The following is an 18,568-nucleotide window of genomic DNA, read 5'->3' as shown; positions in this document are numbered from 1 at the left end:
GGCGCAACGCCCGCCTGATGAAGTTCACCCCGCACGGCGACGCGCCCGACACCGGCATGAGCCTGCCGGGCGGCCTTGAGGAGAGCGAGGCCGCCGAGGCCGTCGCCGAGGCCGGCCAACCCGCCCCTACGGCTCAACCAGCGCGGAATAGACCAAAGTCCGAAGCTCCCGCCGGATAGGATAGCTGGAGGACGGCAGGACCTGGGTCATGAACACCACCTGGATGTCCTCCACCGGATCGATCCAGAAGGCTGTCGAGGCCGCGCCGCCCCAATAGTACTCGCCGGGGCTGGAGGTCAGCATGGCCTTCACCGGATCGAAGGTGACCGCGAAGCCGAGGCCAAAGCCGACCCCGGCGTTGGTGGCCTCGGAGAACAGCGAGCGCGACAGGTCGGTCAGGTCCTGGCCGCCGGGCAGGTGGTTCGAAGCCATCAGCTTCAGGGTCTTGGGCGCGATCAACCGCTGGCCGTCCAGCACCCCGCCATTCCCCAGCATCCGACAGAAGGCCATGTAGTCCTTGGCTGTCGAGACCAGACCTCCGCCGCCGGAGTGGAAGCTGGGCGCGTTCAGGTAAGGGCTGGTCTCCGGATCGTCCTGGAGGGACAACCCGCCGGACGCAGTGGCGTTGTAGCAGGCGGCGAAGCGGGGCCGTTGGTCCTCGCGCACCTGGAAACCGGTGTCGGTCATCTTGAGCGGATCAAAGATGCGGGTCTGCAGGAAGGTCTGGAACGGCATGCCGGAGATGCGTTCCACCAGCACCCCCAGCACGTCGGTGGAGATCGAGTAGTTCCAGGCCTCGCCGGGCGAGAACTCCAGGGGCAGCTTGGCGAGCTCGGCGACGAAACCGTCGAAGTCCAGGCCATGGGGGTCGGCGATCTTCAGCTTGCGGTAGGCGGCGTCCACATTGCCGCGGTTCTGGAAGCCATAGGTCAGGCCCGAGGTGTGGCGCAGCAGGTCGATCATCTGCATCGGCCGGACCGGCGGCGTGGTCATGAACTGCGGGCTGACCCCGGCGGCGAAAACCCCGAGGTTTTTCCACTCCGGGATGAAGCGGCTGACCGGATCATCCAGGGCCACCAGGCCTTCCTCCACCAGCATCATGAAGGCCAGGCTGGTGACCGGCTTGGTCATCGAATAGATGCGGAACAGGGTGTCGGTGGCCACGGCCTTGCCGCGCTCGCGGTCGGCCAGGCCCAGCAGGGTCTCGTGGACCAGTTCGCCGCGCCGGCTGATCTGGACCTGGGCGCAGGGGATCTTGCCCTGCTCGACGTAGCGGCTTGCCAGGAAGGCGTCGAGCTTGCCGAGGCGTTCGCTGGAGAAGCCGAGTTTTTCAGGGCGGGTCATAGGCGGGTCCTTTACGCGGGGTGCTGCCCGCACCGTGCCCGCAGCGCCGCCCCGGTTTCAACACCAAGTTCGCGGAACATCACACCAGTCGGGCGTCGCCGGGAGGGGGACGCCAAGAATTTCGTGGCTCTGACGCATAGGCGACGTTGCGTAAGCCGAACAGTCGTTTGATAATGCCGACCAGACCGACGGCCTAAGGGCCTGTCGCGTCGCGGATTTTTGGTCTGGCGTCGCTCTACGCCATACCGGATTTAGGAAAAACTGCCCGCACTTGGCGGCGCCATGGGAGGCCATAGATGGCTTGGGATTTTGAAACTGACCCGGAGTTCCAGAAGAAGCTGGACTGGATTGAGGACTTCATGCGCGAGGAGGTCGAACCTCTGAGCCATCTGGGCATGGCGGTCCACGGGCCCCTGGGACGCGAGAAGTTCATCAAGCCTCTGCAGCAGAAGGTGAAGGATCAGGGCCTTTGGGCCTGCCACCTCGGTCCCGAACTGGGCGGCCAGGGCTTTGGCCAGCTGAAGCTGGGCCTGATGAACGAAAAGCTCGGCCGCAACGGCCTGGCCCCCACCGTCTTCGGCTGCCAGGCGCCCGACACCGGCAACGCCGAGATCATCGCCCACTACGGCACCGACAAGCAGAAGGAGCAGTATCTCTGGCCGCTCCTGAACGGCGAGATCCGTTCGGCCTTCTCGATGTCCGAGCCCACCGGCGGTTCCGATCCCCTGACCTTCAAGACCCGCGCAGTGCTGGACGGCAATGAGTGGGTGATCAACGGCGAGAAGTGGTACTCCACCAACGCCCGCTACGCCAAGGTGCTGGTGGTCTACGCCATCACCGACCCCGACGCGAAAGACCCCTATAGGCGCACCTCCATCTTCCTGGTGCCCACCGACACCCCCGGCGTGCGGATCATCCGCAATGTGGCGGTCGGCGGCGGCGGGGAGATCGGCGGCGGTAACGAAGGCTATATGGAATACAAGGACGTGCGCGTCCCCTATGACGCCCTGCTGGGCGAGCGCGGCGCGGCCTTCGTCATCGCCCAGGTCCGCCTGGGCGGCGGCCGGGTCCACCACGCCATGCGCACGGTGGGCTCCTGCAAGCACGCGCTCGACCTGATGTGCCAACGCGCCGCCTCGCGGAACACCCGCGACGGCAAGCTGGCCGACCTGCAGATGGTGCAGGCCGACATCGCCGACAGCTGGATCGCGCTGGAAAGTTTCCGCCTGCTGGTGCTGCGCACCGCCTGGCTGATCGACAAGCACAAGGACTACAACCTGGTGCGCAAGGACATCGCGGCCATCAAGGTCATGATGCCCAAGGTCTATAACGACATCGCCACCAAGGCCGCCCACCTGCACGGCGCGCTCGGCGTCTCCAACGAAATGCCCTTCATGCACATGGTCACCAGCTCGCTGGTGATGGGCATCGCCGACGGCCCCACCGAGGTACACAAGGTGACCTTGGCCAAGCAGATCATGAAGGACTACACGGCCGACAACGACCTGTTCCCGAAGTACCACATCCCGCGCCTCCGCGAGGAAGCCCAGGAAAAGTACGCCGACGAACTGGCCGATCTGAAAAAGGGCTACGAGGCCCTGCGCGGCGCTCGGGAAACCGAGAAGGCCTAGGCGACCAGGCCCTTTCCGGCTGCGGAAAGGCGCGACAATGTGGGGGCGGCTCCTTTGCGGGGGCCGCCCTTCGCATATCCAGACATTTCCGACGTCTCCATTTCCAAGACCCCGAGGATTTCCATGACCGACGCTCCCGCCTGGCCCGTGATGAGCATCGCTGACGCCCACGCCCAGCTGACGGCGCCCGGCCAACGGTTCGAGATGGAGGAGAGGGTCATCCGGGGCGTTCTCACCCGCACCTGGAAGAACGCCCCGCCCACCCTGCGCGACGTGTTCCTGAACGGCCGGGCCTTCGGCGAGCGGGAGTTCCTGATCAACGAGGACGAACGCGTCACCTACGAGGCCTATGCGCGGGCGACGCTGACCCTGGCCCATAGGCTGGCCGACGACGGGGTGAAGAAGGGCGACAGGGTCGCCGTCATCATGCGCAACCTGCCCGAATGGCCCGTCACCTTCTGGGCCGGCGTCCTGCTGGGCGCCATCGTCACTCCGCTGAACGCCTGGTGGACCGGGGCCGAGCTGGAATACGGCCTCGCCGATTCCGGGACCAAGGTGGCCTTTGTCGACGACGAGCGGCTGGAGCGTCTGGCCGACCACCTGCCCAACCTTCCCGCCCTGGAGCGGATCTATGTCTCGCGCATGTCGGAGGCCCGCGGCGGCCCCCGGGTGAACCGGCTGGAGGACGTGATCGGCAAGCCCAATGACTGGCGCCGGCTGGCCGACCTGCCGCTGCCGGAGGTGGCCATCGACCCGGAGGACGACGCCACCATCCTCTACACCTCCGGGACTACGGGAAAGCCGAAGGGGGCCCTGGGCACCCACCGCAACATGACGTCCAACATCATGGCCAGCGGCATCTCGGCGATGCGCAACTTCCTGCGGGCCGGCCAGCCCTTGCCGGAGAGCGACCCCCACAAGCTGCCCCAGCGCTGCACCCTGCTGGTGGTGCCGATGTTCCACGCCACTGGCCTGTCGGCCAATCTCAGCCCCAGCATGAACGCCGGCGGCAAGATCGTGATGATGCGCCGCTGGGAGCCGGAGGCCGCCATGAAGCTGATCGAGGCCGAAAAGGTCGGCTCCACCGGCGGCGTCCCCACCATCGCCTGGCAGCTCATCGAGCACCCGGCGCGGTCCAAGTACGACCTGTCCTCGTTGACAGCGGTGTCATACGGCGGCGCGCCGTCGGCGCCGGAGCTGGTGCGCAAGATCGTCGAGGTGTTCCCGGCGTCCCAGCCCGGCAACGGCTGGGGGATGACTGAGACCACGGCCACCTTCACCAGCCACCTGGGCAAGGACTACGAGGCCCGCCCCGATAGCGCCGGCCCTGCCGCCCCGGTGGGCGAGATGCAGATCCGCGACCCCGCCGACGGCGCAACGATCCTGCCGGAAGGTGCGGTGGGGGAGCTGTGGGTCAAGGGTCCGCAGGTGGTGAAGCTTTACTGGAACAAGCCCGAAGCCACGGCCGAAACCTTCGCGGGCGGCTGGCTGCGCACCGGCGACCTGGCCCGTGTCGATGAGGAGGGCTTCCTCTTCATCATCGACCGCGCCAAGGACATGCTCATTCGCGGCGGCGAAAACATCTACTGTGTCGAAGTCGAAAATGTTTTGTATGACCATCCCGACGTCATGGACGCCGCCCTGGTCGGCGTTCCGCACAAGACGCTCGGTGAGGAACCGGCGGCCATCGTGCATCTGAAACCCGGTGGAACGGCGACGGAAGCCGAACTGCGGGCCTGGGTGCGGGAACGGCTGGCGGGGTTCAAGGTCCCGGTGAAGGTCGTGTTCTGGCCCGAAACCCTGCCCCGGAACGCCAACGGCAAGATCCTCAAGACCGAGCTGAAGAAGGTGTTTGAGGAGTAGGCATGGGTTCTCTGGCGCGAAAGCCGCTGATCGTCGGGATCGGCGGCACCATCCGCTCCAACTCCTCCACCGAGAAGGCGCTCAAGGTGGCGCTGGCGGCGGTCGAGGCGGGCGGGGGCGAGACGCGCCTGCTGGGCGGGGAATTCCTGGCCAGCCTGCCGATCTACAATCCCCAGCCGGGCGGCCCTACGCCCGAGCAACTGGCGCTCACCGAGGCCGTGCGCGAGGCCGACGGCGTCATTGTCGCCAGTCCCGGCTATCATGGCTCGATCTCCGGGGTGGTGAAGAATGCGCTCGACACCCTGGAGGGTCTGCGCGATGACGCCCGCCCCTACTTTACCGGCCGCGCCGTGGGCTGCGTCATCACCGCCGAGGGCTGGCAGGCCGCCGGCACGACATTGACCACGCTGCGATCGATCATACATGCCCTGAGGGGCTGGCCGACTCCGTTCGGCGCGGCCCTGAACGCCAATTCCGGCTCCTTCGACGCCGAAGGGGCCTGCGTGGACCCCAAGGACGCCTGGCAGCTCGCCACGGTGGGAGAACAGGTCCTGGAATTCGCCCTGCTGAAAGCCGCCCGATGAAGCGCCCCTATCTCGTCCAACCCGGTTCTTCCTCCTCGGCCTCCGATGGCGGCGGCGGCGGCAATGAAGAGGCCCATGAATCGGCGATCTCGCCGATCGAGGACATCATCGAGGACGCCCGCAACGGCCGGCCCTACATCCTGGTGGACGCCGAGGATCGCGAGAACGAAGGCGATGTCATCATCCCGGCCCAGTTCGCCACGCCGGACCAGATCAACTTCATGGCTAAGCACGCGCGGGGCCTGATCTGCCTGTCCATCACCAGCGATCGCGCCCGCCAGCTGCGCCTGCCGCCGATGGCGGCGGAAAACCGCGAGGGCATGGGCACCGCCTTCACCGTCTCCATCGAGGCCGCGGAGGGGGTGACCACCGGCATCTCGGCCCATGACCGCGCCCACACCGTGGCCGTGGCCATCGACCCCACCAAGGGCATGGACGACATCGTCTCGCCCGGCCACGTCTTCCCCCTGGTGGCCCGCGACGGCGGCGTGCTGGTCCGCGCCGGTCATACCGAGGCGGCCGTCGACATCTCCCGCATGGCGGGCCTGAACCCGGCCGGCGTGATCTGCGAGATCATGAAGGACGACGGGTCGATGGCGCGCCTGCCCGACCTGGTGGGCTTCGCCCAATTGCACGGGCTGAAGATCGGCACCATCGCCGACCTGATCGCCTATCGCCGCCGCACCGAACGCCAGGTGGAGCGGGTTCTGGAAACCCCCTTCGACTCGGCCTTCGGAGGCCGCTTCCGGATGGTGATCTACCGCAACATTCTGGACGGCACCGAGCATGTGGTTCTGACCCGGGGCAAGATCGACCCCGACAGGGCGACCCTGGTGCGGATGCACCGGGTCGACTTCGCCGCCGACATGCTGGGCCACACCGAAGCGCGCCGGGACTATGTGCCGCGCGCCCTGCAAGCCATCGCCGACTATGACGGCGCCGGGGTGGCGGTGTTCATTCGCGACTCCAACCCGGCCTGGCTGTCGGAACGCTACGGGGCCGAGCCCGGGACCGACCACGGGGCCAATGTGCTGCGCGACTACGGGGTCGGCGCCCAGATCCTGCTGGATCTCGGCGTGCGGGACATGACGTTGCTGTCCAATTCGGCCACCGTGCTGCCGGGTTCCGGCGGCTACGGCCTGCGCATCGTCGGCCGCAAGCCGCTGGACTGAGGCCCCGCCGCGGGCCTCACAAAGCGGGCTTGGTCACCATCAGCCAGACCAGACCCAGGACCGCTGCGAAGGCCGGAAAGCCCAGCACGAACCACAGCCTGAACAGGCGGAAATAGCGCGCCGGCAAGGGCGCCCCGGTGGTGGCCGCCTGGATGGCCAGATCGCGCAGGCGAATCTGGATCCAAACCACCGGAAGCCAGCAGAGGCCGGTGAACACATAGAGAATCAGGCTCAAGCCGATCCATCCGGTGAACAGCGGGTAGCCGGCCAGATGGGCCAGGGCCCCACCGGTGATCGGCTGCAGGATCACCGCCGAGGCGGTGAACAGCGTATCGGCCAGAACCACGATCCCGGCGGTGTGGGCGATCAGCGCCGGGTCGCGCGTCCGATGAGCCATCAGCATGAAGAAGGCGATGCCGGCCCCGGAGCCGAGCAGCACGGCCGCGCCCACCACATGGGCGACCTTGAGCAGGACGTACAGGTCCATCAGCGTTCGTCCAGCGTGGCCAGGGCGGCGAGCGCCAGGAAGGCGGCGGGAATGCTCTTGAGCAGGGGGCCCATGGGGTCGAGCCACAGATCGGGCCGCACGAGGGCGCCGCCGATCAGGTAACCGGCCGTGATCAGCAGCATGCCCTGCAGGGCGCGGGCGGCGGTCGGCCTCCAGGCCAGTAGCAGGGCCAGGCTGATGTCGATCAGGCTTCCCCCGACCACCGCGGCCGTCGCTGGCCCGGCCTCCATTCCCGACGCGGTCAGGACGGTGACGGCCGCCTCGAAGCCCACCGTCAGGCCGATCAGCCCCGATAGCAGCCAGAACGCGAACAGGCAGGTGAGGATGGCGGGCTTGGCGAAGTAAAAACGGGCGAACCAGCGTTCCTGGACGCCAGAGGGGGCTGCGGCCAGCAGGGCGTCGAAGGATCGCAGCGCCAGTCCCAGGCGCTCGGCGTCCTGCGCCCGCCCGCGCACCCCCAGCCTCAACTGCTCCAGGGCGGCGGTGCGCATGGGGCTGCGCCAGCCAAGCCAGGCCAGCCCGTCGCTGGCGGCGGCGGTCGCGCGGGCCAGCGGGCGGGGCAGGCGGATCGTGGGAACAGGTCCCAGGCCCAGCCAGCCGCGCAGGCGGCCGACGAGGTCATTCAGGCTCAGGGGCTCGGGGTGGACGAGGTCCAGGGTGACGCGCACCGGCGCGTCGGGCGCCAGACAGCGGGCGACCGCGACGGCGAGGTCCTCGGCCCCGATGGTCTGGACCAAGCTGTCGGCGAAGACCAAGGGGATGGCGCCGGGAAAACCGGCCAGGCCGCGCAACAGGGCCGTGCCGCCATAGGCCGCCGGGGCGAACACCAGGCCGGGGCGCAGAATGATCCACGACAAAGGGCTTTGGGCCAGAAGGGTCTCGGCCTCCAGCTTGGTGGCGTTGAACGCCGTCGAGCGGTCGGGCCCCACACCCGCCGCCGAGATGTGCACCAGGCGGCCCACACCGAGGTCCTGGCAAGCCTGGGCGAGGCGACGAACCCCCTCGACATGGACCGCACGGAGGTCGTCGCGGGGACTGTCCTGCAGGGCGCCGGCGCAGTTGATCACGGCCTCGACGCCAGTGAGCACGCGGGCCCAATCGGCGACCGACGCCGTGGCCAGATCGGCCCGCTCCCACGCCAGGGCCGGGAAGCGACGACGGGCCGCCTCGATGTCGCGCCCGACGCCCACCACAAAATGACCGTCAGCGGCCAGGCGGGCCGATACATATGAGCCGACGAGCCCATAGGCCCCGATGATCGCCACCCGCATCAGCGACGCTTAGCGTTTCGGCCTTGAAGGGGAAAGCATCTCGCTCCTGGCTTGCCACCTCGGCCCGAGCCGGGAACCAGGCCGTTCACGAGAACTGAGGCGGAGGGCGCTCTGGAGGGCCTTGCTAGGCGGCCACGCCCTGGGACGCGGTTTCCCCCGTCCACGCATCCGGCTGCGCCGTCATCCGCCAGCGCCCGCGTTCCAGCACTACGGTCCGGTCGGCCGCAAGGCGGCGCAGTTCCTCGACCACCCGCGATTCCTGGAAGCTCCGGTTCCAGCGGCGCTCCAGGGACTCCATGATCGTGCCGGTGTCGGCGCCCACGTCGTGGGCGCGCAGGGCGGCGAGGATCATGTCTTCCAGGCTGCGCTTGATGCGGCCGCGGGAGAGGCCGCTCTTGCGGACCGGCTCGGGCGCGGCGGCGGGCGGCGACTCGTCGTGCTCAGCCTCGATCAAAGGCGCGCCGTCGAGGGCCGCAAGCGCGATATTGACCGCGCGCAGCTCCGCCTCGAAGGGCTCGGCGGCCTTGGCGCGGGCGGCGACCATCTGAGCTTGGACTTCCTCCCGGTGCTGCAGCAGTAGTTTGCGGATAACGTTCATAGGTTGTTTTCGGCGCGCCCGGGGGGCAATAGCGACGCGGCGCCTCGTTGTTTGGGTTTGCGACAGATCGTCTCATGCGAGCGATCTTTATGCCTTCCAATTCTTTCAGAAACCGTACTTTTCGACCCGAATTGGGTTTTTTATAGTTAATGCAGCTTAAGAATTTTGCGGCGTTGTTAGTCGATGACTGTCCGACGTCTTGTCGGGCGTGACTTCAGGCCTATGATTTCATTTAGTAAATCGACGTTCCGAGAGGCCGGGTTGGTGGCTGGCGCGCGCGCCGCAGCGCCCTGCTTCGTCAAACCGTGTCAAATAAGGCCACCCCCGCGCCGATAAGTCGGGCATCCGCGACAAAACAGCTCAGCCTGCGGCCGGACACCCCCAAATTGATGGCATGCACCCATAGGCTGCAGTTCGCGAGGGGCCGCATGACCCGCCGTGGGAAAGCGCCTCCCGCGGGGCAGGTCCGGCCTGTTGTCGCGGCGATCATGGAAGGTCCTGATTCAAAAGGAAGTCGGGCCGTGGCCAAGTACGCGATTGTCGTTTTCTTGGCGGCGGAACACGCCTATATGACGCTCTGCTACTTATGCACCGCCCGGCCGAAAGGCCGGGCGCCGTCATTTTCGGAGCCCGTCATGACCGACATTCTGATGCCGAAGGCGACCGCCGTCTGGCTGGTCGACAACACCTCGCTCACCTTCGAACAGATCGCCGATTTCTGCGGCCTTCACCCTCTGGAAGTGAAGGGCATCGCCGACGGGGAAGTGGCGCGCGACATCCGCGGCGCCGACCCGATCGCCAATGGCCAGCTGTCCCGCGAACAACTCGACGCCGCCCAGGCCAGCGACAAGTACCGCATGGTCGCCCAGAAGAGCCGCCACGCCGAACTGCTGAAGCCTGTGAAGAAGGCGCCGCGCTACACCCCCGTGTCGCGCCGCCAGGATCGCCCCGACGCCATCGCCTGGTTCATCCGCAACCACCCCGAGGTGGCCGACAGCCAGATCGCCCGTCTGCTGGGCACGACCAAGGCCACCATCGATCAGGTGCGCAACCGCCAGCACTGGAACGCCGCCAACATCAAGCCGGTGGACCCGGTGACCCTGGGCCTTTCGACTCAGCTCGAGCTGGACGCTGTGGTGCGCAAGGCGGCCGACAAGAAGGCCAAGGACGACGCCAAGCGGGGCATCGTCGAGCCGGACGGCGCGACTCTGGAGTCGGCCTCGGTCACGGGCTCAACCCCGGTCGAGGATGTCGCCGAAGACGCCCACTACGACGACGACGACACCGAGGATTGATCAGGACGGAGCCCTGGGCGGACGCAGCGGCGTCCACCCAGGGACGTTCCTCTTCTGAGGGACCTGGATCTCCAGCCCTAGTGGGTCCGGGCCCGCAGGGCCTCCATCTCTTCCTTCAGCTTGAGCTTCTTGCGCTTGAGTTCCTTGAGCCGGGCCTCGTCTGATGCTGGTCTGTTAAGCTCGTCCTGAATCGCCTGATCGAGGGAGTGATGGCGGGATCCAAGTTCACGGATGCGGGCTTCAACGGCCATGACGGGTCGTCTCCTTGTGTTGGAACGATGCCAACACTCAACACCCGCTGGTCTGGTCTGTCAGATCACATATGTTTGCACGTGAGCGGACGGAACAGGCGCCTTGAAATCAGGCGCGGGGACCCAAAGGCATGACAAGAACTGATCGTCCCCGCCTCATCGTCGGCATCTCCGGGGCCAGCGGTGTCACCTACGGCCTGCGCGCCCTGGACGCCTGCCGCGAACTCTCCATAGAGAGCCACCTGATTCTCAGCCGCGCCGCGGCCCTGACCATCGCCCAGGAGACCGAGCTCTCGGTCTCCGAGGTCCAGGCCCGCGCCGACGTGGCGCACAAGATCGGCGATGTCGGCGCTTCGATAGCCTCGGGCTCATTCCCCACCCTGGGCATGATCGTCGCGCCCTGTTCGGTGCGCACCATGAGCGAAGTGGCCACCGGGGTGACCTCCTCCCTGCTCACCCGCGCCGCCGACGTGACGCTCAAGGAGCGCCGGCCCCTGGTGCTGATGGTGCGTGAGACCCCGTTGCACCTGGGGCACCTGCGCACGATGGTGAAGCTGGCCGAGATGGGCGCCGTGATCGCCCCGCCCTTGCCGGCCTTCTACGCCAAGCCCGCCAGTCTGGAGGGGATGGTCGATCAGTCCGTGGGCCGGGCGCTCGACCTGTTTGGCCTGTCATGGCGGCCCGTGAAGCGCTGGGGTCAGGATGTCGGCCCCTTGTCGAGTGAGGTCTGATGTCCCTCTGGGCGTGGGCGCTGGAGGCTTATGGCCAGCCGGGGGTTCCCGAGGCGACCCTGGCGCTGCAGGACTCCTACGGCCAGAACACTTCCTTTCTGCTGTGGGCGGTCTGGGCCGGGGGCCCGGACGCTGAGGTCCTGACGAGGGCCGTTGCTCTGACCCAGGCCTGGGACGCGACCGCCCTGCGCCCGATCCGCGAGGTGCGCAGGGCGTTAAAGCTAAGCCTGCCGTCGGTCGACGACGGCGCGCGCGAGGGGCTGCGGGAAGACATCAAGGCCGCCGAACTGCGGGCCGAGCGCGTGCTGATGGAGACCCTGGAAGGCCTCGCCGGCGCCTCCAGCGGCAGGCACGGCGCCCTGGCGGCCCTCCAGGCCGCGTCGGCCGCCTGGGGCAAGCCCGTGTCCGACAACGCCCTCGCCACACTGGCGGGCGCGTTAAGCTAGACGTGGGCTCCCGCGATGCGCATCATCGCCTCGACGGGTTCGGGGCGTGCGTATGAACGATCATGAAGGCGAAGACCCGGAAGAGGAGGGCGTCCGCGCCCGCTTGGCCATCGCCACGCTGGACCACTCGGACCTGGACGCCGCCATCCAGGCGCTGATGCTGTCGCCCCTGCCCGACATGATGGTCATCAGCCGCCTGAAGCGGAAGAAGCTGCTGCTCAAGGATGAGATCGAGCGGCTGCGCGATCAGCTGACGCCGGACATCATCGCCTAGCCCGTCGCCTCGCCCGTGGCGATCGGCGGCGCGGCGGTGCGGGCCCGCTTTGCGGCGAACATGGCCGCGTCGGCCTCGGCCACCAGGGCCTCGGGTTCCATGTCCAGGGTGATCTCGCGGACGCCGTAGGAGATGTGCAGGGGCGCTGACCAGTCGCCGAACTCGATCGGGGCGGCCTCGATGGCCTGGGCCAGTGATTCGGCCTTGGCCTGCGCTGTGGCTTCGTCGGCCTGGACCAGGATCACGGCGAACTCGTCGCCCCCCATGCGGCCGATAATGTCGCTGTCGCGGACATTGGCGGCCAGGCGCTCGGCCACCGCGCGCAGGGCGGCGTCGCCGGCCGCATGGCCGAAGCGGTCGTTGACGCTCTTGAAGCCGTCCAGGTCGAAATAGACCACGCTGGCTGGCGAGCCATAGCGCTGTGCGAAGGCGCGGATGCGACCGAGCTCCCGGACAAAGGCGCGCCGGTTCAGCAGGGGCGTCAAAGGGTCGCGGTCCGCAAGGGTCTCAGCTTCCGAAAGCTTGACCTTGAGCCGCGAAACTTCGCCCCGCAGGTCGTCTATCTCGGTCAGCAGGGTCTTCACGGCGTTCTGAACCGCCGGCGTCAGGTCGGCCTCGTTCAGACCCAGAAAGGCGGTCTTGTCGGCCGGCGGCGCGGCTCCGGCCGTAAAATGGGCCCCTGCCTGGGCCAAGGCGCGCCTACGGATGGCCGAAAACGGCTCGCTGCGGGCGCCAGTGACCTTCATGTCGTTTTCAACGGGCTTTCAGAGAACGCGAATCGTCGAGGCCTTGTCGACGTTAAGAATCCTAAACGTCCTTGGTTGCGGGCGCAAAGGCGGCGCCTATACTCCGCGCCTTCTCGTCGCAGGGGCCTGTATTCCATGAGCGCCACGTCAGCGCCCGTCGCCATCATCATGGGCAGCCGTTCCGACTGGCCGACGCTGAAAGGCGCGGCCGAGAGCCTCGACGCCCTAGGCGTCGCCTATGAGGCCAAGGTGATCTCGGCCCACCGCACCCCGGAACGGATGTACGCGTTCGCAAAGGGGGCCAAGGCGGCGGGATTCAAGGTGATCATCGCCGGGGCCGGGGGTGCCGCCCACCTGCCCGGCATGACGGCTTCGATGACTGAGCTGCCGGTGTTGGGTGTGCCGGTGCAGTCCAAGTCCCTCAGCGGCCTCGACAGCCTGCTCTCCATTGTCCAGATGCCAGCCGGCGTCGCCGTGGGGACCATGGCCATCGGCGAGGCTGGCGCGAAAAACGCCGGCCTGATGGCCGCCCAGATCCTGGCCCTGTCCGACCCGGCCCTGGCCAAGCGCCTGGCCGATCACCGGGCCCGCCACACCCAGGCCGTTTCTGAAACCGTCGAGGACTGATCCCCCCATGGCCATGCTCCCCCTGGCTCCGGGCGAAACCATTGGAATTCTTGGCGGCGGACAGCTGGGTCGCATGCTGGCCCAGGCCGCTTCGCGGCTGGGCTTCGACGTGGCCATCCTGGAGCCCGCACCCGACGCCCCCGCCGGCCGCGTCGCGGCTCATACGGTGCGCGGCGGCTATGACGAGCCGCGCGCCCTGGAGGCCCTGGCCGCGATCGCCAGCCTGGTCACCTTTGAGTTCGAGAACGTGCCGGCCGCCGCCGTCGCCCACCTGACCGCCCAGGAGGTGGAGGTAGCCCCCAACGCACGCGCCCTGGCCGTGGCGCAGGACCGGGTGGAGGAGAAAACCTTCCTCAATTCCATCGGCGTCGCCACCGTAGCCTTCGCCGCCGCCGACGACGCCGAAAGCGCGGTCGCGGCCATGGCTCAGGTCGGCGCGCCGGCCCTCATGAAGACCCGTCGCGAAGGCTATGACGGCAAGGGCCAGCGCTGGGTCGAGCACGCAGCCGACGTCGCGGCGATCTTCGACTCCCTGGGCGGCAAGCCGGTGATCCTGGAGGCCCCGGCCGACTTCGTGCGGGAGCTGTCGGTGATCGCCGCCCGCGGCCGCGACGGCGAGCTGGCCATCTATCCCCTGGCCGAGAATCACCACGAGAACGGCGTGCTGCGCCGGTCCGTGGCGCCCGCCGCCGTCAGTCCAGGCCTCGCCGAACAGGCCGAGCGGATCGCGGCCCAGGTGCTCACCGGCCTGGACTATGTGGGGGTGATCGGGATCGAGCTCTTTGAGCTTCCTGACGGCCGGCTGCTGGTCAACGAGATCGCACCCAGGGTCCATAACACCGGCCACTGGACGATGGACGGCTGCGAGGTCGACCAGTTCGAGCAGCACATCCGCGCCATCGCCGGCTGGCCGCTCGGCCCCACGGCGGCCATCGCCAGGGTGGAGATGCTGAATCTGCTGGGGGACGAGGCGGACGGCTGGCTTAAGTTCGCGGGAGAGCCGGAAACCCGCCTGCACCTCTATGGCAAGCGTGACGCCAAGGCCGGGCGCAAGATGGGCCACGTGAACCGGGTGAGCCCGCTCCTGCCGGAGCGGCGGTAGAAGTCCGCTCGTCCCGGCGAAGGCCGGGATCCAGATGGCGAAATGCGGAGGTGGGCTCCAGGCCCTCAGAGCTACTCCAACCCACCGCTGAGGATGGGATCTGGGTCCCGGCCTTGGCTGCTTCGCGCCGCCCTTCGGGTCGCCGGGATGAGCGGTTGGATTAGGCCTCGTTCGGGATCGCCGAAAGCGCTTCTTCCAGTTCCAGGAAGCTGGGCTGGGCGCCGGAGGGGACGCTCCCGCGACCGATCTCCACCGAGATCTGGGCGGCGTTGCCGTGTAGGTGGGCCACCAGCACCGACTGGATGATGCGGTAATACGAGCCCTCTTCCTCGAGGATCTCCTTCAGGCGCGCCGCGAAGGGCCCCACCAGGCCATAGGCCAGGAACACGCCGAGGAAGGTGCCCACCAGGGCGCCGCCGATCATCGTGCCCAGGACTTCCGGCGGCTCGGTGATGGAGCCCATGGTCTTGATGACGCCGAGCACGGCGGCGACGATGCCCAAGGCCGGCAGGGCGTCGGCCAGGCTTTGCAGGGCGCCGGCGGGCGCCAGGGCCTCATGGTGGTGCTTCTCTAGCTGCTTTTCCATGGCGTCCTCGACCTGGTGCGGGTCCTCGAGGTTCATGGTCATCATCCGCAGGGTGTCGCAGATGAAGTCGACGGCGAAGTGGTCCTTCGTCACCTTCGGGAAGCGCGAGAAGATCGAGGAGTCCTTGGGGTTCTCGATGTGGCTTTCCAGGGCGATGACGCCCTTGGATTTCATGGTCTTGGTGAGCAGAAACAGCAGGGAAAGGAGGTCGCGGTAGTCCGAGGCCTTCCATTTAGGGCCGGCGAACACCTTGGCCAGGCCGCCCCCTGTTCCCTTGACCACCGTCATCGAGTTGGAGACCAGGAAGGCGGCGATTCCCGAACCGCCGATGGCCAGCATCTCGTGGGGGAGGGCGTGCATGATGACGGCCATGTTGCCGCCAGACCACAGGTAGCTGCCGAACACCGTGGCGAAGAGCAGCACAATGCCGATGATCTGAAACATGCGAGGCGGGTCCCGGGACGAATTGCCCGGAGCATCCCCGTTAATGCTTAATGCCCGGTGAGGATTTAGGGGGTTCCGCCCTCTGACGGCGCGGCGTAACAGCCGATTCATGTCCCAGTCCGCGCCCGTTCCCGTGAGCCTGCCCAAGTCGTCCTTCGCCATTATCTTCGGCGTCTCGCTGGTGACCGCCATGGGCAATACCGGGATGATTTCGGTGCTGCCGGCCATCGGCCGCTCCATCGGCATTCCCGACTTCCTGGTGGCGGGCGTCTTCTCGTTGTCGGCTCTGCTGTGGGCGGGGTCATCGCCCTACTGGGCGCGCGCCTCCGACCGTCACGGGCGCAAGCCCTTGATGCTGGTGGGCTTGGTGGGCTTCGCCGTCTCGATGGCCGCCTGCGCCGCGGTGGTCGCCGCTGGCCTGCATCACCTGGCGCCGCCCATGGTGATCTTCGGCTTCTTCCTCCTGGCGCGCGCGCTGTTTGGCCTGTTCGGGGCGGCGTCCAATCCCGCGACCCAGGCCTATGTGGCCGAGCACACACCGCCGGAAGAGCGCACCAGCGCCATGTCCAGCCTGGCTGGCGCCTTTGGCCTGGGCACCGTCATCGGCCCGTTCCTGGCCCCGCTGTTCATCCTGCCCTTCTTCGGCCTGGCGGGTCCGATGGTGGCCTTCTCGGTGATCGCCCTGATCATGCTGGTGGTGGTCTGGAAGAAGCTGCCCGAGAGCCAGCACATGCCCGTCCAGCCGGTGAGGGCCGAGCCCGTGGCCGGCGCACCGCCCGCCGCCAAGGAAAGCCCGATGTGGCGCGACCCGCGCATCACGCCCTTCCTGATCTACGGCTTCGTGGTGGCGGTCTGCCAGACGGCCCAGGGCCAGACCCTGGGCTTCCTGATCATCGACAAGCTGGGCATGTCCCCCATGCAGGCCCAGGGCTTCATCGCCATCGCCATGATGTTCGGCGCGGTGGCCGGCCTGCTGGCCCAGTGGGGTATCATCCGCATGTTCGAGATGACCCCGCGCCAGCTGCTGCGCTGGGGCGTGGCGGTGGCCGCCCTCGGCAACCTGATCGTCGCGTTCCAGCCGACCTATGCCGCGGTGGTGGCCGGCTACGCCATCTCAAGCCTGGGGTTTGGCCTAGCCCGCCCGGGTTTCACGGCCGGCTCCTCCCTTGCGGTGGGGATGCACGAACAGGCCCGCGCCGCGGGCGCCATCGCCGCGGTGAACGGCGTCAATGTGGTGCTCGCCCCGCTGTTCGTGCTGCTCTACCAGCAGGTCCACGCCGCGCCCTTCGTGCTCAACATGGTCCTGATGCTGGCCATGCTGGTCTACGCCTTCAAGAACCCGCAACTGGCCAACGCCGACCCCAAGCCGGCCACCCAGGCCGATTCGGCCATGGCCACCCTGGAGAAGAGCGACGAGGGGTCGCTCTAACCCCCGCCAAGAGCATCAGAGGATGTTGGCCTCTGCCTTGAGCCGTTGGACCATGTCCTGCGACAGATAGCCGTCGGCCGTGAGCCCGCGCGACTTCTGCCAGTTGCGCAGGGCGGTGCGGGTGTTGACCCCCACCACCCCGTCCGGCTGCCCGGGATCGAAGCCGAGCTGGGCCAGGGCCCGCTGGGTGGCGATGCGGTCGCCGATGGAGAGCGCGGTCTCGTAGGGCCAGGGCTTGATCACCCCGCCCATGCCGCCGAACCGGTCGGCCAGCAGACCGACCCCTAGGGCGTAGGTGGTGGCGTTGTTGTACTTGCGGATCACGAAGTGGTTCGGGAACAGCAGGAAGGCCGGCCCCTGCGCGCCGGTCGGCGTGATCAGCATGGCCTTGGCGCCGGCGTCAGCGCCGCTCCAGGGTAGGCCGTCGGTGCGGCGCACCCCGTGCTGGGCCCACCAGTCCGGGGTCTCCCGCGGGCCTTCCGTCAGGCTGTAGTCGAAGCCCTCAGGCACGGTGACCTCGCGGGCCCAGCCCTGGCCGCGCTGCCATCCGCCCTTGGAGAGCAGGTTCGCCGCCGAGGCCAGGGCGTCGTGGGTGGAGCCCCAGACGTCGCGCCGTCCGTCGCCGTCGCCGTCCACGGCGGTGGCCAGGAAGCTGGTGGGGATGAACTGGGTCTGGCCCATGGCCCCGGCCCAGGATCCACGCAGCTGGCTGCGGGGGAATTCCCCTGAGCCGATGATCCGTAGCGCCGCCATCAGCTGGTCTTCGGCGAAGGCCTGGCGGCGGCCCTGGGCGGCGAGCGTCGCCATGGAGCGGATGACGTCGAAGTCCCCCAGCACGGCGCCGAAGCCGGTCTCCATGGCCCAGATGGCCATCAGAATATCGCCAGGCACGCCGTAGCGCGCCTCGATCTCGGCCAGAATGGAGGCGACGGCCGGCTTGCGGCGCGCGGCGATGGCTACCCGGTCTTCGCTGACCGCGCCCTTGATATAGTCGCCGAAAGGCTTGGCGAATTCCGGCTGGCGGCCGTCGAGGCTGTTGACCCGCGGATCAGGCGCCAGGCCGGCCAGTTCGCGATCCAGCAGGCTCGCGGGCAGACCAGCCTTCACCGCCCGGCTGTAGAAGTCGCGGGACCAGTCATCGAAGCTGCGGACGCCCGACTGGGTCGGCGCGACCACCGGAGCCGGCGCCTGAGGCGTGGGGGGCGGAGGCGTCGGCGTCAACACCGGCACCAGATTGGTGGACGGGTCGGCGCAGCCGGCCAAGAGCAAGACGAGGAAGACGCGACGATCCATGGCCCAACTTAGCGGGCCCTGGCCCGAGCCTCAATCACAAGCCCGTCAAGGGCGAACGGCGGCTTGGACCTGAGGTGTTCCGCCTCGCAGGAGATGATGCATGCCTGAACCCGACGATATCCTGCCCGGCCAGCGCGGCGCGCTTCCCACCAGCGCCGAGGTTGCGGAGCGCGAGGTTGCCGAGCGCAGTCCCGTGGGGTGCTGGAGCCGCCTGCGGTCCCGGGCCACCATCGCGGTGGCCATCCTCGCGGTCGTGGTCGTCTATCTGCTGTTCGGCCGCACCGATTGATCCGCCGCAGCGTTGACTCACGCCCAACCGGCTCGTATACGCGCCGGCTCTTGTAGACATCCCCGGGCGCAAGCCTGGTCTTTA

Annotated in this window: 20 protein-coding genes; 12 read left to right on the top strand and 8 right to left on the bottom strand. The window is 67.9% G+C overall.

The genetic code is table 11. The features are described 5' to 3' along the window. Nucleotides 1–126: 126 nt before the first annotated feature. Nucleotides 127–1,344, bottom strand: a complete 1,218-nt coding sequence (locus tag RMO97_RS10495; protein WP_310540904.1) for a serine hydrolase domain-containing protein — start codon at nucleotides 1,342–1,344, stop codon at nucleotides 127–129. Nucleotides 1,345–1,640: 296 nt separating this feature from the next. Here RMO97_RS10495 and RMO97_RS10490 point away from each other — a divergent pair, with 296 nt between their 5' ends. The 4 genes from RMO97_RS10490 (at nucleotide 1,641) to ribB (ending at nucleotide 6,594) form a co-directional block, all read left to right on the top strand. Beyond that, the gene (locus RMO97_RS10490) at nucleotides 1,641–2,975 is read left to right on the top strand and encodes an acyl-CoA dehydrogenase family protein (protein WP_310540903.1); all 1,335 of its coding nucleotides are present in this window, start codon (nucleotides 1,641–1,643) and stop codon (nucleotides 2,973–2,975) included. Nucleotides 2,976–3,098: 123 nt separating this feature from the next. After that, complete coding sequence (locus tag RMO97_RS10485) at nucleotides 3,099–4,838, top strand: class I adenylate-forming enzyme family protein (protein ID WP_310540902.1); 1,740 nt, start codon at nucleotides 3,099–3,101, stop codon at nucleotides 4,836–4,838. Between the two features lie 2 nt (nucleotides 4,839–4,840). Further along, a complete protein-coding gene (locus RMO97_RS10480) occupies nucleotides 4,841–5,422 on the top strand; it encodes an NADPH-dependent FMN reductase (RefSeq protein WP_310540901.1) in 582 nt (193 codons plus the stop codon). Next, on the top strand, nucleotides 5,419–6,594 hold the full coding sequence (gene ribB, locus RMO97_RS10475) for a 3,4-dihydroxy-2-butanone-4-phosphate synthase (protein ID WP_310540899.1): 1,176 nt from the start codon (nucleotides 5,419–5,421) through the stop codon (nucleotides 6,592–6,594). The genes RMO97_RS10480 and ribB overlap by 4 nt, the downstream gene beginning before the upstream one ends. A gap of 16 nt (nucleotides 6,595–6,610) precedes the next feature. Here ribB and RMO97_RS10470 read toward each other — a convergent pair whose 3' ends face one another. The 3 genes from RMO97_RS10470 to RMO97_RS10460 all read right to left on the bottom strand — a co-directional run bounded on the left by RMO97_RS10470 (nucleotide 6,611) and on the right by RMO97_RS10460 (nucleotide 8,971). Continuing rightward, on the bottom strand, nucleotides 6,611–7,081 hold the full coding sequence (locus RMO97_RS10470) for a DUF2269 domain-containing protein (protein WP_310540898.1): 471 nt from the start codon (nucleotides 7,079–7,081) through the stop codon (nucleotides 6,611–6,613). Beyond that, the gene (locus tag RMO97_RS10465) at nucleotides 7,081–8,373 is read right to left on the bottom strand and encodes an SDR family oxidoreductase (protein ID WP_310540895.1); all 1,293 of its coding nucleotides are present in this window, start codon (nucleotides 8,371–8,373) and stop codon (nucleotides 7,081–7,083) included. Before RMO97_RS10465 ends, RMO97_RS10470 begins: the two co-directional genes overlap by 1 nt. A 124-nt stretch (nucleotides 8,374–8,497) precedes the next feature. Continuing rightward, complete coding sequence (locus tag RMO97_RS10460) at nucleotides 8,498–8,971, bottom strand: hypothetical protein (protein ID WP_310540893.1); 474 nt, start codon at nucleotides 8,969–8,971, stop codon at nucleotides 8,498–8,500. Between the two features lie 635 nt (nucleotides 8,972–9,606). Between RMO97_RS10460 and RMO97_RS10455 the strand changes: the two genes are divergently transcribed. Continuing rightward, the gene (locus tag RMO97_RS10455; RefSeq protein ID WP_310540891.1) at nucleotides 9,607–10,266 is read left to right on the top strand and encodes a cell cycle transcriptional regulator TrcR; all 660 of its coding nucleotides are present in this window, start codon (nucleotides 9,607–9,609) and stop codon (nucleotides 10,264–10,266) included. A 77-nt stretch (nucleotides 10,267–10,343) separates the two neighbouring features. Here RMO97_RS10455 and RMO97_RS10450 read toward each other — a convergent pair whose 3' ends face one another. Further along, nucleotides 10,344–10,517: a DUF465 domain-containing protein gene (locus RMO97_RS10450; protein ID WP_304783743.1), complete on the bottom strand. Its 174-nt coding sequence runs from the start codon at nucleotides 10,515–10,517 to the stop codon at nucleotides 10,344–10,346. Nucleotides 10,518–10,648: 131 nt separating this feature from the next. On the opposite strand from RMO97_RS10450, the gene RMO97_RS10445 reads away from it, so the two are divergent. From RMO97_RS10445 to RMO97_RS10435, 3 genes are read left to right on the top strand one after another with little or no spacing between them, the layout of a single operon-like run. Next, nucleotides 10,649–11,248 (top strand): UbiX family flavin prenyltransferase, encoded by a 600-nt coding sequence (locus tag RMO97_RS10445; RefSeq protein WP_310540890.1) that lies wholly within the window; start codon nucleotides 10,649–10,651, stop codon nucleotides 11,246–11,248. After that, nucleotides 11,248–11,694: a TIGR02444 family protein gene (locus tag RMO97_RS10440; RefSeq protein WP_310540887.1), complete on the top strand. Its 447-nt coding sequence runs from the start codon at nucleotides 11,248–11,250 to the stop codon at nucleotides 11,692–11,694. The genes RMO97_RS10445 and RMO97_RS10440 overlap by 1 nt, the downstream gene beginning before the upstream one ends. A gap of 52 nt (nucleotides 11,695–11,746) precedes the next feature. Further along, the gene (locus tag RMO97_RS10435; protein WP_304783734.1) at nucleotides 11,747–11,968 is read left to right on the top strand and encodes a YdcH family protein; all 222 of its coding nucleotides are present in this window, start codon (nucleotides 11,747–11,749) and stop codon (nucleotides 11,966–11,968) included. Here the strand turns inward: RMO97_RS10435 and RMO97_RS10430 are convergent. Continuing rightward, nucleotides 11,965–12,714 carry a GGDEF domain-containing protein gene (locus tag RMO97_RS10430; RefSeq protein ID WP_310540885.1) on the bottom strand — a complete coding sequence of 250 codons (750 nt, stop codon included), beginning with the start codon at nucleotides 12,712–12,714 and terminating at the stop codon, nucleotides 11,965–11,967. The two genes, RMO97_RS10435 and RMO97_RS10430, sit on opposite strands and share 4 nt — an antisense overlap. A 135-nt stretch (nucleotides 12,715–12,849) precedes the next feature. Between RMO97_RS10430 and purE the strand changes: the two genes are divergently transcribed. Continuing rightward, nucleotides 12,850–13,341 (top strand): 5-(carboxyamino)imidazole ribonucleotide mutase, encoded by a 492-nt coding sequence (gene purE / locus RMO97_RS10425; RefSeq protein ID WP_310540884.1) that lies wholly within the window; start codon nucleotides 12,850–12,852, stop codon nucleotides 13,339–13,341. A 7-nt stretch (nucleotides 13,342–13,348) separates the two neighbouring features. Beyond that, the gene (locus tag RMO97_RS10420) at nucleotides 13,349–14,443 is read left to right on the top strand and encodes a 5-(carboxyamino)imidazole ribonucleotide synthase (protein WP_310540883.1); all 1,095 of its coding nucleotides are present in this window, start codon (nucleotides 13,349–13,351) and stop codon (nucleotides 14,441–14,443) included. Nucleotides 14,444–14,603: 160 nt separating this feature from the next. Here the strand turns inward: RMO97_RS10420 and motA are convergent, their stop codons facing one another. Then, nucleotides 14,604–15,473, bottom strand: a complete 870-nt coding sequence (gene motA, locus RMO97_RS10415) for a flagellar motor stator protein MotA (protein ID WP_304783722.1) — start codon at nucleotides 15,471–15,473, stop codon at nucleotides 14,604–14,606. 109 nt (nucleotides 15,474–15,582) lie between these two features. Here motA and RMO97_RS10410 point away from each other — a divergent pair, with 109 nt between their 5' ends. Further along, nucleotides 15,583–16,902, top strand: coding sequence for an MFS transporter (locus RMO97_RS10410; protein WP_310540882.1), 1,320 nt, complete (start codon nucleotides 15,583–15,585; stop codon nucleotides 16,900–16,902). Nucleotides 16,903–16,917: 15 nt separating this feature from the next. Here the strand turns inward: RMO97_RS10410 and RMO97_RS10405 are convergent, their stop codons facing one another. After that, entirely contained in the window at nucleotides 16,918–18,195 is a 1,278-nt protein-coding gene (locus RMO97_RS10405) for a lytic murein transglycosylase (protein ID WP_310540881.1), read from the bottom strand. Between the two features lie 100 nt (nucleotides 18,196–18,295). Between RMO97_RS10405 and RMO97_RS10400 the strand changes: the two genes are divergently transcribed. Continuing rightward, nucleotides 18,296–18,484, top strand: a complete 189-nt coding sequence (locus tag RMO97_RS10400) for a hypothetical protein (protein WP_310540879.1) — start codon at nucleotides 18,296–18,298, stop codon at nucleotides 18,482–18,484. Nucleotides 18,485–18,568 lie beyond the last annotated feature (84 nt).

The sequence above is a fragment of the Phenylobacterium sp. genome (genome assembly GCF_031425575.1).
GTDB lineage: Bacteria > Pseudomonadota > Alphaproteobacteria > Caulobacterales > Caulobacteraceae > Phenylobacterium.
This window is presented reverse-complemented; position numbering and strand designations above follow the sequence as displayed.

Bases quoted from the DNA above. Each gene is read 5' to 3' on its own strand.
- purE (WP_310540884.1), top strand. From the start codon at position 12,850: ATGAGCGCCACGTCAGCGCCCGTCGCCATCATCATGGGCAGCCGTTCC.
- RMO97_RS10410 (WP_310540882.1), top strand. From the start codon at position 15,583: ATGTCCCAGTCCGCGCCCGTTCCCGTGAGCCTGCCCAAGTCGTCCTTC.
- RMO97_RS10430 (WP_310540885.1), bottom strand. From the start codon at position 12,714: ATGAAGGTCACTGGCGCCCGCAGCGAGCCGTTTTCGGCCATCCGTAGG.
- RMO97_RS10455 (WP_310540891.1), top strand. From the start codon at position 9,607: ATGACCGACATTCTGATGCCGAAGGCGACCGCCGTCTGGCTGGTCGAC.
- RMO97_RS10440 (WP_310540887.1), top strand. From the start codon at position 11,248: ATGTCCCTCTGGGCGTGGGCGCTGGAGGCTTATGGCCAGCCGGGGGTT.
- RMO97_RS10480 (WP_310540901.1), top strand. From the start codon at position 4,841: ATGGGTTCTCTGGCGCGAAAGCCGCTGATCGTCGGGATCGGCGGCACC.
- RMO97_RS10435 (WP_304783734.1), top strand. From the start codon at position 11,747: ATGAACGATCATGAAGGCGAAGACCCGGAAGAGGAGGGCGTCCGCGCC.
- RMO97_RS10495 (WP_310540904.1), bottom strand. From the start codon at position 1,344: ATGACCCGCCCTGAAAAACTCGGCTTCTCCAGCGAACGCCTCGGCAAG.
- motA (WP_304783722.1), bottom strand. From the start codon at position 15,473: ATGTTTCAGATCATCGGCATTGTGCTGCTCTTCGCCACGGTGTTCGGC.
- RMO97_RS10485 (WP_310540902.1), top strand. From the start codon at position 3,099: ATGACCGACGCTCCCGCCTGGCCCGTGATGAGCATCGCTGACGCCCAC.
- RMO97_RS10400 (WP_310540879.1), top strand. From the start codon at position 18,296: ATGCCTGAACCCGACGATATCCTGCCCGGCCAGCGCGGCGCGCTTCCC.
- RMO97_RS10420 (WP_310540883.1), top strand. From the start codon at position 13,349: ATGGCCATGCTCCCCCTGGCTCCGGGCGAAACCATTGGAATTCTTGGC.
- RMO97_RS10465 (WP_310540895.1), bottom strand. From the start codon at position 8,373: ATGCGGGTGGCGATCATCGGGGCCTATGGGCTCGTCGGCTCATATGTA.
- RMO97_RS10445 (WP_310540890.1), top strand. From the start codon at position 10,649: ATGACAAGAACTGATCGTCCCCGCCTCATCGTCGGCATCTCCGGGGCC.
- RMO97_RS10460 (WP_310540893.1), bottom strand. From the start codon at position 8,971: ATGAACGTTATCCGCAAACTACTGCTGCAGCACCGGGAGGAAGTCCAA.
- ribB (WP_310540899.1), top strand. From the start codon at position 5,419: ATGAAGCGCCCCTATCTCGTCCAACCCGGTTCTTCCTCCTCGGCCTCC.
- RMO97_RS10470 (WP_310540898.1), bottom strand. From the start codon at position 7,081: ATGGACCTGTACGTCCTGCTCAAGGTCGCCCATGTGGTGGGCGCGGCC.
- RMO97_RS10450 (WP_304783743.1), bottom strand. From the start codon at position 10,517: ATGGCCGTTGAAGCCCGCATCCGTGAACTTGGATCCCGCCATCACTCC.
- RMO97_RS10405 (WP_310540881.1), bottom strand. From the start codon at position 18,195: ATGGATCGTCGCGTCTTCCTCGTCTTGCTCTTGGCCGGCTGCGCCGAC.
- RMO97_RS10490 (WP_310540903.1), top strand. From the start codon at position 1,641: ATGGCTTGGGATTTTGAAACTGACCCGGAGTTCCAGAAGAAGCTGGAC.